Origin of the sequence: Bradyrhizobium commune, from assembly GCF_015624505.1 — a bacterium.
Classification (GTDB): Bacteria; Pseudomonadota; Alphaproteobacteria; order Rhizobiales; family Xanthobacteraceae; genus Bradyrhizobium; species Bradyrhizobium commune.
Map to the genome: position 1 here is coordinate 5,009,440 of NZ_CP061379.1, position 17,212 is coordinate 5,026,651.

The following is a 17,212-nucleotide window of genomic DNA, read 5'->3' on the forward strand; positions in this document are numbered from 1 at the left end:
TGCCTGCGAGATATGGGAGATTGTGATGGAGCTCCGGCATCTCCGCTACTTCGTCGCCGTGGCCGACGCGGGCAGCCTGACCGTTGCCGCCGAGCAAACGCTCCACACCTCCCAGCCGTCGCTCAGCCGGCAAATCCGCGATCTCGAGCAGGAGATCGGCGCTCAATTGATGATACGCAGCGCCCAGGGCATCGAGCTGACACCGGCGGGCAAGGCTTTTCTCGATCATGCCCGCATGGCGCTCGTGCAGGCGGAGGCGGCCAAGGAAGCCGCGCTGCGCGCAGCTCAGCCCGGACAACCGACTTTCGCGCTCGGCTTTCTATCCGGGGCCGAGATCGGATTGCTGCCCGAGGTGGACCGCGTGTTGCGCGGCGAATTTCCCGACATCGACATCCGCCTGTCGAGCGACTACTCGCCTGCGCTTGCAAAAGCCCTGTTGAGGCGCAAGCTCGATGCGGCCTTCATGCGGCCGGAAGAGCACATGGGCGATCTGGCGACGCGGCGCGTGCGCACGGATCCCCTGCTGTTCGTTCTTCCGAGCGACCATCCTCTCGCGTCGCAAGCCGCGATCGCACCGGACGAGATCTTGAACGAGACATTCTACTTCCCGTCCAAGGCCGCTCCCGCCGTGCGCCGCGTCGTCCTGGACTATTTCAAGCGCACCGGAATCGACCTCAAGCCGGACCGCGAGGTGCACAATGTCGTCCATGCGATCTCGATGATCACGTCGACCCGCGCGATCATGCTGCTGCCGGCCTACACCAAGCGCTACCTCCCGGAATCGATCACGACCCGCCCGGTGCAAGGCGAAGTGCCGACACTCGACCTCGTCATCGCCTATCACAAGGCGAACACATCGCCGATCCTGAAGCTGCTGCTCGCCAAGGCCGGCAAGCTTGCCGGGGCGTCCAGCTGATATGGGCCGCCACGGCGTCTACTGCTCTGCGCCGCCGAGCTGCGCGCGAAAATACTGCACCACGGCCGCGTTGAACTCGCGGTGAAAGGCCGCCCGATCGAAGCCCGGCACGTCGGTGCAGATGCGCGGAATGGCCGCTGCAAGCTCGGCCGAGCACGGTGCGAGGAACGCAAAGTGACCGGCCGGAACGACGTGAATCTCGGGCTGGCCCGGCAGGCCCTCCGCAACGCGCGCCGTGCCTGAGCCGTCGCCGACACCGGGCCCGCCGAACTGCGACCGCCAGAACTGGAACGGCAGCTTGACGACGGCGAGATTCTCGCGCGTCAGCACCCCGGGCGCGGGATCGACGATGACGGCCGTGCGGATACGCGCATCCCTGAGCGGTTCAGGCGGCGTCTCGCCGTTGTGAAGCTCTGCGCAGGCGCCGGTCGTCTCCTTGCAGAAGCTGGCGATCCGCGCGAAATCCGGCCTGGTCCCCATCAGCACGAAGCCGGTCGCGCCGCCGAGCGAGAAGCCGAAGAAGCCGACCCTGGCGGGATCGATCACCGCCCTGTCCTTCCAGTCGTTCAGAACGAAATCGAGCAGACGCACGATGTCCGCGGGTCGCGATCCCCAGAGGGACAGGGCGTCGCGCCGCGACGAGTCGTTGGTGGTGTCGCCGGGATGGTTGATGGCCGCAACGATGAAGCCGGCATTGGCCAGCGCCTCCTCGGTGTCATGGTTCGCGCCGAACCACCCGCCCCTGCCATGCGAAAAGATCACCAGTGGCAGCTTTGCGCCGGTGACGGGGCAGTCCTTCGCGCCCGTGAGGTCGAAATCGGCGCCGACCGAGAGCTTGCCGAGTGCGACATGGGCCGGCTCCGCCGCGCAGGGATACCAGATCGCGCCTGACAGCGCCGGATCTGAGTCGAGAAGCTGAATGCCGGCAGCATCGGCGGGCGAACCGAGACAGCAGAGAGCGATGGCGAAAGCCCAAAGCGTGATGCGCAACGGAAGTCCCCCCTGATCCGGCCCGTGAGCCGATTGGAGACAACACCCAAATTGTGGCTTCAATTGATCGCCGGATGCTGTCGAGGGCGTGGTCAAAGGCCCAACTCGCTCCTGGCCGCGCGAAGAATGTCGTCCGACAGCTTGGGATCGTTCACGGCGCGCGCGAGCACGACCGCCCCGACAAGAGAGGACAAGGTCGCGAGCGCCTCATCCTCGCGACGCCTTTGCTTCGCTCCGGCATTCAGTTGGCCGCTGATCCAACCCACCATGCCCTTCACCCCGGCCGTGAAGCGATCGCGCGCGGCTTTGCTCTGGTGGCGCATCTCGCAACACAAGGCCGAAAACGGACAGCCGCCGCCCGGCTCGTCGCGGTGCTCGGGCGAGAGATATTCCGAAACGTAATCGTGGAGCGTGGCTCCCGCGTGCAGCTCCTGTCCTTTGGTCGCGATCGCGTCGGCGATCGCCTCCTCGACCAGCCGCTCCTTGGAGCCGAACTGGCTGTAGAGGCTGCCGTGAGTCATGCCGGCCGCTTCGGTCAGTTCGTCCACGCCGACCCCGGAGATGCCGCGTTCGCGCATCAGGCGGGATGCGGCCTTGAGAATTCGATCGCGGTTCTCCGCCGCTTTTTCCTTCGAGATGCGCATGTTCCAGACCTTTAACCACGACGCGCCAAGGGGGTCTTGACATTTATAATTACGATCGTCATTTTAAGCAATGATTACGATCGTAATCAAAACACGTGATCCACGGAACGAACCGATGCCGGCCATGCGTGGACGATGTGATCGTCCTTCGCCGCCAGCCCGGCATCACCAGGAGAAGCAGATGGCTGCGCCCCATGGGAAGATCGCGCTCGTGACAGGTGCCTCGTCAGGCATCGGCGAGGCAACCGCAGAGCGGCTCGCGAAGGCCGGCTACGAGGTTTACGGCACCAGCCGACGCGGAGCGCAGGTCGGCAAGCGATCATTCGAGATGCTGTCGCTCGACGTGACCAGCGACGAATCCGTGGAAGCCGCCGTCAACGAGGTGATAAAACGTTCCGGCCGCATCGATCTGCTGGTGAACAACGCTGGCTTCGGCGTCGCGCCGGCCGGCGCGGAAGAGAGCTCGCTCGACCAGGCAAGGGCGATCTTCGAAACGAATTTCTTCGGACTGGTGCGGATGACGCGCGCCGTGGTGCCGCACATGCGCCGCCGGGGGAGCGGCCGCATCATCAACATCGGCTCCGTGCTCGGCTTCCTGCCGATGCCGTATGGCGCGCTCTATGCCGCCACCAAGCACGCAGTGGAAGGCTATTCGGAATCGCTCGACCACGAGCTCCGCACCTGGGGCATCCGCGTCTCGGTGATCGAGCCCGCCTATACCAAGACGCCGTTCGACGCGAATTTCATCGAACCCGACGCAAAGCTTGACGCGTACAGCGCGATCCGTGCCGGCGTGAGCAAGCGTGTCAACGAAGTGATGGCGACCGCCGAGTCGCCTGGCGTCGTCGCCAATACCGTTCTGGCGGCCGCCGCTGCCGCACGTCCAAAAATCCGATACACGGCCGGCCGTCTTGCGGGCCGGCTGCGGTTGTTGCGCCGCTTCGCGCCGGCCGGACTGGTCGATGCCGGAATTCGGAAGGACCTGCGGCTTGACGACGGTCGCGTCGCAGCCGCCAGCCGCGCCCGCGCCTTCTGACCAGAGGCAGGGACACATGAAAGCGCTCGTCGTGAAACGTTATGGCCGGCCGGATCAGGTCGCATTCGCCGACACGCCTCGGCCGGTGCCGAAGCCGGACGACATTCTGGTTGAGGTCCACGCCGCAGGCCTCAATCCCATCGACACCGCGATCCCGAAAGGAACGTTCAAGCCCATTCTCAAGCTCGATCTGCCGGCGACGCTCGGCAGCGATCTGGCCGGAATCGTGGTTGAGGTCGGGAGCCGCGTCACCCGCTTCAAGCCGGGCGATGCCGTCTTTGCCAGCATCTTCGATCTCGGCGACACAGGCGCGCTCGCGGAATTCGCGCGCGTGCCGGAAAGCGCGGCCGCGCTCAAGCCGGCCAATCTCGACTTCGTGCAGGCCGCCTCGATCCCGATGGTCGGACTGACCTCGTGGCAGGCGCTGAAGGAGCGCGCGCAACTCAAGCCAGGCCAGAAGGCTTTCATCCCGGCAGGTTCAGGCGGCATCGGCACCTTCGCGATCCAGCTCGCAAAATATCTCGGCGCGGAGGTCGGCACCACCACGAGCACCGGCAATCTCGATCTGGTCCGCAGCCTCGGGGCCGACGAGGTGGTGGACTACAAGAAGCAGCAGTTCGAGGCTGTGCTGAAGGACTATGATGCCGTGCTGGGGACGGTCAGGGGCGATGCCATCGAGAAATCGCTGCGGATCCTGGGGCCCGGAAGCACCATCGTCTCGCTGATCGGCCCGCCCGACGCTGCGTTCGCGCGCGCCCGCGGCATGAATGTCGTGATGACGTTCCTGTTCGGAATGCTGAGCCGCAAGATCATCGGCGCCGCCAAGGCGCGCGGCGCGTCCTATTCGTTCCTGTTCGTGCGTCCCGACGGCGGCCAGCTGGCGGAGATCGGCAAGCTGCTCGAAGCGAAGCGTATCCGGCCAGTGATCGACAAGGTCTTCCCGTTCGACCAGGCCAAGGAGGCGCTGGCCTATCTCGAGCAGGGCCGCGCCAAGGGCAAGGTGGTCGTGCAGATGCGGTGACGGCAAGAAAATCCGCGGCAGGCCAGAGGCCGGCGTTAAGTGATCGCCTCCCGCTTGACCCCGCCGTCCGCGGTCCATCTGTCCGGGTCCGGACTATGTCCGATCAGGGCAAGCCCATAGGCGATCGACTCGAACTGGTCGCCCGACATCAGCCGTTCGTTGCCGAATCTTTCGGCGAACAGCTTTCGCACCGCCGGCACGAAGGACGTGCCGCCGGTCAAGAACACTTTTTCGATCTCACGCGCGGTGATGCCGGCCTCGGCCAGCACCTTGTCGACGGTGGCGCTGAGCCGGGCGACATCGTCGGCGATCCAGGCGTCAAAGTTCTTCCGGGTGATGGCCGCGCCGATGTCGACCCCGCCGCCGCTAAAGCGGAAGTCGACCTGGTCCTGCCCCGACAGCGCGACCTTGGCGTCGGACACTGCGCGATAGAGCGAGAAGCCGAGATCGAGATCGACGATGGTGATGAAATCCTCGAGCAGTTTTGGTTTCAGCGCGGTGCGCGCCAGCTCGCGGAGCTCGCGCAGATCGCCGTTGCTCTTCATCATCGCGAGCTGATGCCAGCGCGCGAGGTTGGTGTAATGGCCGCTCGGGACCGGCAGCACCTTGTCGAACGAGCGGAAGCTCGAGCCCTTGCCGAGCCGCGGCGAGACGACGTGATCGACGATGCGATAGTCGAAGGTGTCGCCGGCGATGCCGATGCCGGCGTGTCCGAGCGGCTCGGCGCGCAGATGGCCGCCCTGGCGCGAGAAACGCATCACCGAGAAATCGCTGGTGCCGCCGCCGAAATCCGCCACCAGCACGGTGGCATCGCGCTCCAGCCTTCGGGCGAAGGAGAACGCGGCACCGACGGGCTCGTAGACGTAGCGCGCATGGCCGGCGCCGAGACGCTCGAACGCGGCGCGATAACGCTGCATCGCCAGCGCCTCGTCGGGATTGCCGCCGGCGAACCGCACCGGGCGGCCGACCGTGATGTTGGCCGCCTCGAAGCCGAATCTGTCGCCGCCATGGCGCGCCAGCGTCCGCAGGAACGCGGCGAGAATGTCCTCGAACTTGAAGCGCTGCCGGAAAACTTGCGTGCTGTTGAAGCTCGAGCTCGCTGCAAACGTCTTGAAGGATTGAAGGAAGCGGTAGATGTGGCGTCCATCGAGAAACTGCTCGATCGCCCACGGCCCGCCTTCGGCCTGCGCGCCGGCGCCCGGCCGATCCTCCCAGAAGCAGAGGGCGGAGACATAGGTGCTGTGCCGCTGTCCGCCATGCTCGAAGCGGATCGCTTCGACCCGGCGGTCGTCCGCCGCGAGCGCCACGACGGTGTTGCTGGTCCCAAAATCGATGCCGATCGAGACGGCGGGCGAGGCGCTCGACATGAACCACTCTGACGGTTGGGTGGAAGGGGGCAGACCACTAACGGCTTCGGCCGCCGCTGCCAAGGCCTTTGATTGTGCACCGCATCAGTCAAATGAGCCGGATTCGGCAGCATTTGGACGCTTTATGCCCATATCGGCCACTTTAACGCATGATTATGCTGCAATGCGAAGAGTTGCATGCTGCTATGCAATGGCATGCATAGACTTTGGCATCTGGTATACATAGATTGCCTTTCGAATGAGACAGCAATACTGACCGTCTCGAGAAAGGATTGTCCGATGTCCAAGACCGCCACCGTCGCGCTCGCGCCCTCCGCCTCGCTGTTCGCCCGCTTCATGGCCGCGGTTGACCGCTTCCTGATGGCGAGCGCCGAGATCTCCAATCACAACGGCGACCTGCCCCGCTTTGGCCTGTAAAGCTGCCTCAAGGCCCTGGCGCGTCGAATTGTCGCGCCGGTTGTAAAACCAGCGAACTCCTACTTTCGAAGAATGGCCCTGCATCGCGGGGCCATTCTTATTTGGAATCGGCTCATTCACGCGACCCGCAAACGAGGTTGCGTCATAAGCGCACAATGGGCCGGCGTGCGCTTGAAGCTTGGCATAATGAATACAAAAATGCCGCCAACGCTCGCTCAAAAAAACAGGAGCGCTCATTGGAGGATTCATGACGGACATGGTGCAGGCCACAACAGCCCCTACAGCCGCGCGCGTCAGCGACACGTATCGCTGGGCGCAACTGGCGGTCGGCGTAGCGGCCATGGTGATGATCGCCAACTACCAATATGGCTGGACGTTCTTCGTCCCCGACATCCAGAAAACCTTCGGTTGGGATCGCGCCTCGATCCAGTGGGCCTTCACGCTGTTTGTCCTGTTCGAGACCTGGCTGGTGCCGGTCGAAGGATGGTTTGTCGATAAATACGGCCCGCGCATCGTCGTGCTGGTCGGCGGCGTGCTCTGCGCGATCGGCTGGGCGATCAACGCGCAGGCGACCACGCTCAACGGCTACTATCTCGGCATGATCATCGCCGGCATCGGCGCCGGCGGCGTCTACGGCACCTGCGTCGGCAATGCGCTGAAATGGTTTCCGGACAAGCGCGGTCTCGCGGCGGGCATCACGGCCGCAGGCTTCGGTGCCGGCTCTGCGCTCACCGTTGCGCCGATCCAGGCGATGATCAAGGACAGTGGCTTCCAGACCACCTTCCTCTATTTCGGCCTCGGACAAGGCATCATCATCTGCATTCTCGCCTTCTTCCTGCTGGCGCCGAAGCCTGGCCAGGTGCCGAGCGTCGTGGCGAACGCTGCGCTCGCGCAGACGCGGCGCAACTACCAGCCCACGGAAGTTTTGCGTCAGCCGATCTTCTGGCTGATGTACTTCATGTTCGTGATCGTCGGCGCCGGCGGGTTGATGGTGACGGCGAACCTCAAGCCGATCGCGGTCGACTGGAAGGTCGACGCGGTGCCGGTGACGCTGATCGGCATGACCATGACCGCGGTGACGTTCGCAGCCACCATCGACCGCGTGCTCAACGGCCTGACGCGTCCGTTCTTCGGCTGGATCTCCGACATGATCGGCCGCGAGAACACGATGTTCATCGCCTTCGGCATGGAAGGTTTCGGCATCTGGATGCTCTATCTCTGGGGCCACGATCCGATCTGGTTCGTGATCCTGTCGGGCTTCGTATTCTTTGCCTGGGGCGAGATCTACTCGCTGTTCCCCTCGACCTGCACCGACACTTTCGGCGCGAAATTCGCGACCACCAATGCCGGCCTGCTCTACACCGCGAAAGGTACGGCTGCGTTGCTGGTGCCGCTCGCGAATTACGTGCAGCAGACCTCGGGCCATTGGGACAACGTGTTCATCCTCGCGGCCGGCGCCAACATTCTGGCCTCGCTGCTCGCGCTCGTGGTGCTGAAACCCTGGCGCAAGGTGGTGGTCGCGCAATCGACCACCTGAAGCACGACCATCCCACCCATGACGCCCGGCCTCGCGGCCGGGCGTTTTCGTTTTCCGCGAAACGCTCCCAATTCCAGGAATCCGAATGGAACAGCCCTATTTTGCTGCGGCGCGTCGCAAGATAGGGCTTGCTTTCTGGAATATGGTATACCAAGCTGCCAGCCGCGCTTGCGACGATAAGCCACAATATTTGCGACACTCCGTCATTTGGGCGGCGCGTGTCGTGACCAGACAGGCGCTTGGGAGGTTGTTGATGATGTCCAGCACGGACGGCGCGGTGACCGCTGCGCCCTTACGAACCGGTTTCCGTTGGCTCCAGCTCGCAATGGGCATCGTCTGCATGGCGATGATCGCAAACCTGCAATATGGCTGGACGCTGTTCGTCGATCCGATCGACGCCAAGTACCATTGGGGTCGCGCCGCGATCCAGCTTGCTTTCACCATCTTCGTCGTCACCGAGACCTGGCTGGTGCCGGTCGAAGCCTGGTTCGTCGACAAGTACGGCCCACGCATCGTCATCATGTTCGGCGGCGTGATGATCGCGCTGTCCTGGATTCTGAACTCCTACGCCGATAGCCTTCCCCTGCTTTACACGGCGGCCGTCGTCGGCGGCATGGGCGCGGGCGCCGTGTACGGCACCTGCGTCGGCAATGCGCTGAAATGGTTTCCCGATCGCCGCGGCCTCGCCGCCGGCGCGACCGCCGCAGGCTTCGGCGCAGGTGCCGCGCTCACCGTGGTGCCGATCGCGACCATGATCGCCTCGAGCGGCTATCAGCACGCGTTCCTCACTTTCGGCATCGGCCAGGGCCTGATCGTTTTCGTGCTCGCTTTCTTCATCCAGCCGCCGCGGATCTCGATCCCGCCGAAGAAGAAGCAGCTCAATCTGCCGCAGACCAAGATCGACTTCACCCCGCCACAGGTGCTGCGCAGCCCGATTTTCTGGGTGATGTATCTCGTCTTCGTGATGGTCGCCTCCGGCGGCTTGATGACCGCCGCGCAGATCGCGCCGATCGCGCACGACTTCAAGATCGCCGACACGCCGGTGACGCTCGCGGGCTTCCAGATGGCGGCGCTGACGTTTGCGATCTCGCTCGACCGCATCTTCGACGGCTTCGGACGTCCGTTCTTCGGTTTTGTCTCCGACAATATCGGTCGCGAGAACACCATGTTCATCGCCTTCGGTACCGCAGCGCTGATGCTGCTGACGTTGTCGGCCTATGGGCACATCCCGATCGTGTTCGTGCTTGCGACCGCGGTTTACTTCGGCGTGTTCGGCGAGATCTACTCGCTGTTCCCCGCCACCTGCGGCGACACCTTCGGCTCGAAATATGCCACCACCAATAACGGCATGCTCTACACCGCGAAGGGCACAGCGTCCCTGCTCGTCCCGCTCGCGAGTGTGATTTCGATCGCCTATGGCTGGAAGGCCGTGTTCGTGGTGGCAGTGGCGTTGAACGCGACCGCTGCGCTGATGGCGCTGTTCGTGATCAAGCCGCTGCGCCGCTCCTTCATCCTCGGCAAGGAAGCCGAGAGCGCCAGCACCGCGACGGCCAACGCCAAGACCACTGCCAAGACAGAGACGGCGTAAGCGACCACACGCCATTGCACGGGCCGGAAAAGGGGCGCAGCATTGCGCCCCTTTTTCTGTTTTGACGGAGAACAAACGTCAGCATCACTGCCGCAAGAATTTTCGGATCACCCAAATCCAGGGTTTGACAATTGGCATAATGTATACCACACTTGATCCCATCGTTCACCTAGGGAGGTTGCAATGCTGGTCGGAGACATTCTGCGCAAGAAGACGCCGCGCGTTGTCACGGTGCGAATGAACGAAACAGTGGGTATCGCCGCCAAGCTGATGCGCACCAACAACATCAGCGCCCTGGTGGTGAAGGACGTGGTCCGCTCCGAAGGCAACACCGCAGTCGGCATGTTCACCGAGCGCGACGTGGTGCGCGCCGTTGCCGAGCACGGCGCCAATGGTGTGAACGTCAAGGTCGCGCAGCTCGTCTCCGTGCAGCAGCTCGTCTCCTGCACCTCGAGCGACACGATCGAGCAGGTCCGGCACCTCATGAACGTGAATCATATCCGGCACCTGCCGGTGATCGACAACTACAGCCTCGTCTCCGTCATCAGCATGCGCGACATCGCTGCTGCCGTCGACGAAGCGATCAACGGCTCGCCGCAAGCAGCAGCCTAAGGCAGCGCGACTCCTCCCCTGTGACTATCGGCCCCGGCTCGGACCCGTCCGCGCCGGACCGGATCCTTCGTCCAAAATTTGGCCTTTCCCGCGAGGATTTCATGAAGATCTGCATCTACGGCGCCGGCGCGATCGGCGGATATCTTGGAGTGCAGCTTGCGCGCGCTGGCGCCGATGTCAGCCTGGTCGCCCGCGGTGCGCACCTTGCCGCGATGCGCGAACAGGGGCTGACGCTGCTCGCGGGCGAGGACAAGCACACCGTCTATCCGCGCTGCACCGACAATGCCGCCGAGCTCGGCGTGCAGGACTACGTCATCGTGACGCTGAAGGCGCATTCGATCACCGGCGTGATCGAGAAGATGCAACCGCTGCTCGGGCCCCGCACCCGCATCGTCACCGCGGTCAACGGCATCCCCTATTGGTACTTCCACAAGCACGGCGGCGATTACGAGAACTCGACGCTGGAGAGCATTGATCCCGGCGGACGGCAATGGCGCGAGCTTGGGGCCGAGCGCGCCATCGGCTGCATCGTCTATCCCGCGACCGAGATCGAGGCGCCCGGCGTGATCCGCCACGTCTACGGCAATAATTTTCCGCTGGGTGAGCCCTCGGGCGAGATCACGAGCGACGTGCAGCGCCTCGCCGATCTCTTCGTCGCCGCCGGGCTGAAAGCGCCGGTGCTCGACCGCATCCGCGACGAGATCTGGCTCAAGCTCTGGGGCAATGTCTGCTTCAACCCGATCAGCGCGCTGACGCATGCGACGCTCGACGTGATCTGCACCGATCCGGCCACGCGCGCGCTGTCGCGTGCGATCATGGTGGAGACGCAAGGCATTGCCGAGACCTTTGGCGTCAAATTCCGCGTCGACGTCGAGCGGCGCATCGAGGGCGCCCGCAAGGTCGGCGCGCACAAGACCTCGATGCTCCAGGATCTCGAGCGCGGCCGCCCAATGGAGATCGACCCGCTCGTCACCGTGGTGCAGGAGATGGGCCGGCTGACCGGAATCCCGACGCCGGCGCTCGACTCGGTGCTGGCGATGGTGACCCAGCGTGCCCGTATCGCCGGCCTCTATGACGGCGTCTCGGCGCCATCCGATCCCCGTGCACTGGCGGTGGCGTGATGGCGGACGACCTGACGAAGTGGCTGCGCTTCCGTTACGCCGGCACGACCGGCTTCGGCACGCTGACGCCTGACGGCATCAGCGTGCATGACGGCGAGATGTTTGGCCGCAATGCGCCAAACGGCAAGATTCTGGCGCTGTCGGAGGTCGAGCTGCTCGCGCCTTGCGCACCCAGCAAGATCGTCGCGCTCTGGAATAATTTTCGCGCGCTCGCCGCCAAGCTGAACCAGCCCGAGCCACCGGAGCCGCTCTATCTCCTGAAGGCCACCACCAGCATCACGACGCCCGGCGCCGTGATCCGCCGCCCATCTTATTATGACGGCAAGACAACCTATGAGGGCGAGCTCGGCATCGTCATCGGCAAGACCTGCGCGCGCGTGTCGCCTGCGGAAGCCGGCGGCTTCATCTTCGGCTACACCTGCGTCAACGACATCACCGCCAACGATATCCTGACCGGCGACCCCACCTTCCCGCAATGGGCCCGCGCCAAGGGCATCGACGATTACGGCCCGTTCGGCCCGGTGATCGCGACCGGCCTCGATCCGGCCGAGCTTACTGTCCGTACCATCCTCAACGGCGCCGAACGGCAGAACTACCCGATCGCCGACATGATCTTCCCGGCCGAGGTGCTGGTCAGCAGGATCTCCCACGACATGACCCTGCTCCCGGGCGACCTCATCGCGGTCGGCACCTCGGTCGGGGTCGGCGTCATGAAAGAGCCGGTCAACACGGTGACTGTCGCGATCGACGGCATCGGCGAGCTGACCAACGAGTTTCGGCTGTAACGGCTCGGTCTTTCCGGGGCGCGACGTCGTCGCGAGCCATGATGCGCAATTGCGCATCTGGGAATCCATGTGTCCGCGGAGCCTGCCGCCCGATGGATTGCGGGCTCGGCGCTGCGCGCCGCCCCGGAACGACGAGCCCGAATTCGGGAAAACCTGGCACCCCTCACCCGATCGGTTGACCCAGCCGGTTGGGGATGGCTCGCCCGGAAACACGCCGCGACGCGGCCGCCCCTTGATCTCGGTTCCACTCTCCAATAGCAACACGGGGATATTTGTGCCGGCGTGAGGTCTTCACGATGTGGCTGGTTTTCCTGCTTGCCTGGTTTGCCCTGCTGGCCGTCATCGCTGCCTTCGCCCAACTGGCGTTTGGCTACGACGTCACCCATCTGCCCGCTCAGTTTTCGGCGCTGCCGACGCCGCAGCGCATCGCCACCGGCGCGCTGGTGGTCGTAGGCCTGGTGCTGATCGGTGCGTCCGTCTGGCTGCTCTCGCGCCAGGACCGGCGTCTCAACACCCTGCGCGATCGCCTGAAAAAGACCCGCGAGGACGTCGTCGTCGCCCACGCCCTGCAAAACCACCTGGACGCGACGGTCCAGCACCTGATCGAGACCGACCCCAGAGAGGCGGTCTCCGCCCTCCACGACAAGCTGGGTGAAACCGAGCAGCGGGCTCTGCTTCAGCAGAGCCGCAACCAGTCCACCGACATGCACGACCAGCTCGCCGAAATCCGCCGCCGCCAGCAGGCGCTGCGCGAGACGGTCGGCAAGGTCGCCGACCAGCGGCGGGTGGTCGAGCCTGTCTTCACCGAGATCCGCGACCGCCAGAACCAGCTCGAACGGTCCCTGCTCGACCTCGAAACCGACGACCGCAAGAATAATCTCGCCGACCGGCTGCGGGACATCGCACGCGACGTATCGACGCTGCTGACGCGGGTCGGCGTGGTCCAGGACACTTTCGCGACGCTGAACCAGTACAAGGAAGATCTGGCCAAATCCCACGCCGAGCTGGTGCCGCTGCGCTCGTCGGACGCCGGCATCAATGTCCTGATCGGCGAATTGAGCCTCAGCCATGAGCGCCTCGCCAAGAGCGTCGATGAGCTCGAGACCGGCGGCGAAGCCCCGCTCTCCGCGCGCGTCGAGACGCTGTCGAAGAACAAGATCGAGATCGAGCAACGTCTCGCCCGCATCGACGACAGCGCCAACATCCTCAAGGCGATCCGGCTCGATTTCGAGGAGCTCGGCCAGCGCCAGGCCCAGCTCGAACGCTCGCTCGCCGAAGTCGAAACGGACGACGACGGCAAGACGCTGGCCGACCGCCAGAACGCGCTGAACGATTTCGTCATCCAGTCGCGCCAGCGCCTCGGCGCGTTGCAGGAGACGCTGGCGACGCTGAACGCCTTCAAGGCCGAGCTGTCGAAGTCGCAGGCCGACACCGTGCCGCTGAAGGCGCCCGTGTTCGGCATCGAGGCCCTGATCGCGGAGGTGAGCACCACCCGCGATCTCCTCGCCAAGACCGTCGGCGAGATCGAGGCCAACGGCGGCGTGACGCTCGCCTCGCGCGTCGACACGCTGACCAAGAGCAAGCGCGAGGTCGAGGACCGCCTCGCCCGCATCTTCGAGAATTTCAACGCGCTCGACAGCTTGCGCAAGGACATCGGCGGCATCTTCTCGACGATCAGGAACAGCCTGAACCGGATCGGGTGAGGACGGACGTCGCTCAAAAATCACACCTCCCGCCTGCCCGACATAAGCCGCCAACATGTCCCGCGCGCGCCGCACTGTGGACGCATTCCGACGTCCATTTGTGAGGGGTGTCTGGGGGCACGGCACGGCCGTGTTTGGGCCAAACCTTCTAGGGGTATCACTGTGAAGAAGATTGTTTTTGTTCTGGGTGCGACGCTGGCTCTGGTGACGGCTGCGAACGCGGCGGATCTGCCGCGCCGGCAGCCCGTGCCGGTCTATCCGGCGGAGCAGGCTCCGATCGGCAAGATGCCGATTGGCAAGAGCCCGGTGGGCAAGGCCCCGATCGGCAAGGCGCCGGGTCCGGTCGCAGCGCGCTACTGAGGCGCAGGCGACATCAGCACGGCCGACAGTCGAGGGGCAAAGCGTGACAAACAGATCTGATCGATGGCTCGCGGGGTTCGCCCTTGCGGCGATGCTCGCGTGTACGATGCCGTCGGCCTCGGCCCATCAAGCGAACAAGCGCGTTGCGGACGCAAACGCGCTTGTCACGACCGACATCGCACCACGCCCGGCGCCGCAATCGACGCGGCGCTCGGTCTCGCGTAGCGAGAAGGGTCCCTACTATGTCGACTTCCGCGCCCGCACGGCGGCGAGCTGGGGCCACGCCTTCGTCTGGTACGGCAAGACCAGCGAGCGCGCGGTCGACGTCGCGGGTCTCACGCCCGCCGGCGATACCTGGAGCTATATGCTCGGTTATCTCACCTGGGTCCCGTCCGAGACCGGCGCCAGCTACGGCGATCTCGATCCGGACTATCTGACCGCGAGCTATCGCGTCTATCTCAACGAGGCCGACGCCAAACGCGTGTTCGCCTACATCAAGAAGCTCCAGGCAAGCTCGCCGGTCTGGAACGCCGAGACCACCAACTGCACCGGCTTCATCGGCGACATCGCCGAGTATATGGGATTGAAGGTCCCGAACCGGTGGCAGCGCCCGGAGAACTTCGTCAACAGCCTCCGGGATATGAACGGCGGCCGCCAGACGGTGCGGCTGTCGGCGGAGTAGCGGCACGGGTACCTCCGCTGCGTCGTCCCGGCGAAGGCCGGGACCCATACCGCGAGGTCCGTCGATGGCGCGCGGTCGGAGCACCGAACGACGAATTTTCGCCAAACCTCTCCCTGTGGTTATGGGTCCCGGCCTTCGCCGGGACGACGGCGAATGTGAGAGCGCCTTTCCGTCTCTCGGACGGAGTACCGGACATTATCCGTCTCGCGGAATCTCCCTCACGCCTCCGCATGATCGCCCCGCACAGCCCCGCAATAGACATTTCTCACCCCCGGCGGCATCCTCCCCCAATCAACCGATAACAGAGCCTGCAAACACAGGCGGGGAAACAGACGATGTTGCAGACACGGTTCACAAAGCTCGTCGGCGTCGAGCACCCGATCGTCCAGGGCGGCATGCAATGGGTCGGGCGCGCCGAGCTGGTTGCGGCCGTTGCCAATGCCGGCGCGCTTGGCTTCATCACGGCGCTGACCCAGCCGACCCCGGAGGACCTGACCAAGGAGATCGCGCGCTGCCGCGACCTCACCGACAAGCCGTTCGGGGTCAACCTGACCATCCTGCCCGCAATCAAGCCGCCGCCTTACGCCGAATACCGCTCGGCCATCATCGAGAGCGGTATCACGGTGGTCGAGACCGCCGGCAACAAGCCGCAGGAGCATGTCGACGAGTTCAAAAGGCACGGCGTCAAGGTCGTGCACAAATGCACCAGCGTCCGCCACGCGCTCTCGGCCGAGCGGATGGGCGTCGATGCGATCTCGATTGATGGATTTGAGTGCGCCGGGCACCCCGGCGAGGACGACACCCCTGGCCTGATCCTGATCCCGGCCGCCGCCAACAAGGTCAAGATCCCGATGATCGCCTCGGGCGGCTTTGCCGACGCCCGCGGCCTCGTCGCCGCCCTGGCACTGGGTGCCGAGGGCATCAACATGGGCACCCGCTTCATGGCGACCAAGGAGAGCCCGATCCACCAGTCCATCAAGGAGAAGATCGTCGCCAATGACGAGCGCGAGACCGAGCTGATCTTCCGCACCATGCGCAACACCTCGCGCGTCGCCAAGAACGAGATCTCGACCAGGGTCGTCGCGATGGAGAAGGAAGGCGCCAGGTTCGAGGACATCCGCGAGCTCGTCGCCGGCGCCCGCGGCAAGATGGTCTATGCCACCGGCAATTCGGACGAAGGCATCTGGTCGGCCGGCCAGGTGCAGGGCCTGATCCGGGACATCCCGAGCTGCGCCGAGCTGATCTCGCGCATCGTGCGCGAAGCGGAGGCGATCATCCGCTCCAGGCTGGAAGGAATGATCGTTCAGCCGCAACGTGAAGCCGCGGAATAATCACTGCAAGAAGCGAGAGCAACTTATGAAGGCTTATGTCTATGGTGCTGACGGCGCTCGGATTTCCGACGCCCCTCAACCAAAGCCTAAGGGTGCGCAAGTGCTGGTCCGCGTGCGTGCCTGCGGATTGAACCGCGCCGACACTGGCATGCGGAAGGGCCACGCCCACGGCGCGGCCGGCGGCGTCGGCACCGTGCTCGGCATGGAATGGGCCGGCGAAGTCGCCGAGCTCGGGCCGGATGCCAAGGGGGTCAAGGTCGGCGACCGCATCATGGGCTCGGGCGGCGCGGCGTTTGCCGAGTACACGCTGGCCGATCACGGCCGCCTGTTCCGCGCGCCCTCGAACATGAATTTCGAGGAGGCCGCCACCCTGCCCGTCGCGCTCGCGACCATGCACAACGCCGTGGTCACTGTCGGCGGCGTGCAGCCGGGGCAAGCCGTGCTGATCCAGGGCGCGAGCTCCGGCGTCGGCCTGATGGCGGTGCAAATTGCAAAACTCAAGGGCGCCAGGCTCGTGATCGGCTCCTCGACCGATGCCTATCGGCGCGGCCGGCTGACGGAGTATGGCGCCGACATCGCGGTCGACTCCTCCGACCCAAAGTGGGTCGACGAGGTCCTGAAGGCGACGAACGGGGAAGGCGTCGATCTCATCGTCGACCAGGTTTCAGGCAAGGTCGCCAACCAGAACCTCGCCGCCACCCGGGTCAAGGGCCGTATCGTCAATGTCGGCCGGCTCGGCGGCACCCACGCCGATTTCAACTTCGACCTGCACGCCGCCCGCCGCATCGACTATGTCGGCGTCACCTTCCGCACCCGCACCATCGAGGAGGTCCGCGAGATTTTTGAGGAGGTCAGGAAGGACATCTGGGGCGCGGTGGAGCAGCGCAAGCTCCAGCTGCCGATCGACAGGGTCTACACGTTCGCCGACATCGACAAGGCGTTCGAGCACATGGAGGCCAACAAGCATCTGGGGAAGATTGTCGTGACGGTGCCGTAGCCGTCATTCGAGGACCGGTCTTGTAGGGTGGGCAAAGCGGAGCGTGCCCACCCTGCGTCAGCGATCGCGGAAGAATGGTGGGCACGGCGCTGCCGCGCCTTTGCC

Annotated in this window: 17 protein-coding genes; 14 read left to right on the forward strand and 3 right to left on the reverse strand. The window is 64.7% G+C overall.

What is annotated here, in order from left to right:
- The first annotated feature begins 25 nt into the window (after positions 1-25).
- Complete coding sequence (locus IC761_RS23720; RefSeq protein ID WP_195799040.1) at positions 26-916, forward strand: LysR family transcriptional regulator; 891 nt, start codon at positions 26-28, stop codon at positions 914-916.
- Between the two features lie 18 nt (positions 917-934).
- On the opposite strand, the gene IC761_RS23725 is transcribed toward IC761_RS23720, so the two are convergent.
- Positions 935-1,906, reverse strand: a complete 972-nt coding sequence (locus IC761_RS23725; RefSeq protein ID WP_195799041.1) for an alpha/beta hydrolase family protein — start codon at positions 1,904-1,906, stop codon at positions 935-937.
- Between the two features lie 92 nt (positions 1,907-1,998).
- Positions 1,999-2,550: a TetR/AcrR family transcriptional regulator gene (locus IC761_RS23730; protein WP_195799042.1), complete on the reverse strand. Its 552-nt coding sequence runs from the start codon at positions 2,548-2,550 to the stop codon at positions 1,999-2,001.
- A 181-nt stretch (positions 2,551-2,731) separates the two neighbouring features.
- On the opposite strand from IC761_RS23730, the gene IC761_RS23735 reads away from it, so the two are divergent.
- A complete protein-coding gene (locus tag IC761_RS23735; RefSeq protein ID WP_195799043.1) occupies positions 2,732-3,586 on the forward strand; it encodes an oxidoreductase in 855 nt (284 codons plus the stop codon).
- Positions 3,587-3,602: 16 nt separating this feature from the next.
- Positions 3,603-4,607, forward strand: a complete 1,005-nt coding sequence (locus IC761_RS23740; protein WP_195799044.1) for an NADP-dependent oxidoreductase — start codon at positions 3,603-3,605, stop codon at positions 4,605-4,607.
- Between the two features lie 35 nt (positions 4,608-4,642).
- Here IC761_RS23740 and IC761_RS23745 read toward each other — a convergent pair whose 3' ends face one another.
- Entirely contained in the window at positions 4,643-5,974 is a 1,332-nt protein-coding gene (locus IC761_RS23745; RefSeq protein WP_195799045.1) for an Hsp70 family protein, read from the reverse strand.
- A gap of 279 nt (positions 5,975-6,253) precedes the next feature.
- On the opposite strand from IC761_RS23745, the gene IC761_RS23750 reads away from it, so the two are divergent.
- From IC761_RS23750 to IC761_RS23800, 11 genes are all read left to right on the forward strand, one after another.
- Positions 6,254-6,391, forward strand: a complete 138-nt coding sequence (locus tag IC761_RS23750) for a hypothetical protein (protein ID WP_195799046.1) — start codon at positions 6,254-6,256, stop codon at positions 6,389-6,391.
- A gap of 247 nt (positions 6,392-6,638) precedes the next feature.
- A complete protein-coding gene (oxlT, locus tag IC761_RS23755) occupies positions 6,639-7,928 on the forward strand; it encodes an oxalate/formate MFS antiporter (RefSeq protein ID WP_195799047.1) in 1,290 nt (429 codons plus the stop codon).
- A 253-nt stretch (positions 7,929-8,181) separates the two neighbouring features.
- Positions 8,182-9,516 carry an oxalate/formate MFS antiporter gene (gene oxlT, locus IC761_RS23760; protein ID WP_195799048.1) on the forward strand — a complete coding sequence of 445 codons (1,335 nt, stop codon included), beginning with the start codon at positions 8,182-8,184 and terminating at the stop codon, positions 9,514-9,516.
- A 183-nt stretch (positions 9,517-9,699) separates the two neighbouring features.
- Positions 9,700-10,128 (forward strand): CBS domain-containing protein, encoded by a 429-nt coding sequence (locus tag IC761_RS23765; protein ID WP_195799049.1) that lies wholly within the window; start codon positions 9,700-9,702, stop codon positions 10,126-10,128.
- 101 nt (positions 10,129-10,229) lie between these two features.
- Positions 10,230-11,249, forward strand: a complete 1,020-nt coding sequence (locus IC761_RS23770; RefSeq protein ID WP_195799050.1) for a 2-dehydropantoate 2-reductase — start codon at positions 10,230-10,232, stop codon at positions 11,247-11,249.
- On the forward strand, positions 11,249-12,034 hold the full coding sequence (locus IC761_RS23775; RefSeq protein ID WP_195799051.1) for a fumarylacetoacetate hydrolase family protein: 786 nt from the start codon (positions 11,249-11,251) through the stop codon (positions 12,032-12,034). Before IC761_RS23770 ends, IC761_RS23775 begins: the two co-directional genes overlap by 1 nt.
- A 296-nt stretch (positions 12,035-12,330) precedes the next feature.
- The gene (locus IC761_RS23780; protein WP_195799052.1) at positions 12,331-13,737 is read left to right on the forward strand and encodes a coiled-coil domain-containing protein; all 1,407 of its coding nucleotides are present in this window, start codon (positions 12,331-12,333) and stop codon (positions 13,735-13,737) included.
- 156 nt (positions 13,738-13,893) lie between these two features.
- A complete protein-coding gene (locus IC761_RS23785; protein WP_018647766.1) occupies positions 13,894-14,097 on the forward strand; it encodes a hypothetical protein in 204 nt (67 codons plus the stop codon).
- 91 nt (positions 14,098-14,188) lie between these two features.
- The gene (locus tag IC761_RS23790) at positions 14,189-14,779 is read left to right on the forward strand and encodes a hypothetical protein (protein WP_438265147.1); all 591 of its coding nucleotides are present in this window, start codon (positions 14,189-14,191) and stop codon (positions 14,777-14,779) included.
- A gap of 335 nt (positions 14,780-15,114) precedes the next feature.
- Positions 15,115-16,110: an NAD(P)H-dependent flavin oxidoreductase gene (locus IC761_RS23795; protein ID WP_195799054.1), complete on the forward strand. Its 996-nt coding sequence runs from the start codon at positions 15,115-15,117 to the stop codon at positions 16,108-16,110.
- 25 nt (positions 16,111-16,135) lie between these two features.
- Positions 16,136-17,107, forward strand: a complete 972-nt coding sequence (locus IC761_RS23800) for a zinc-binding dehydrogenase (protein ID WP_195799055.1) — start codon at positions 16,136-16,138, stop codon at positions 17,105-17,107.
- The last annotated feature ends 105 nt before the right edge of the window (positions 17,108-17,212 follow it).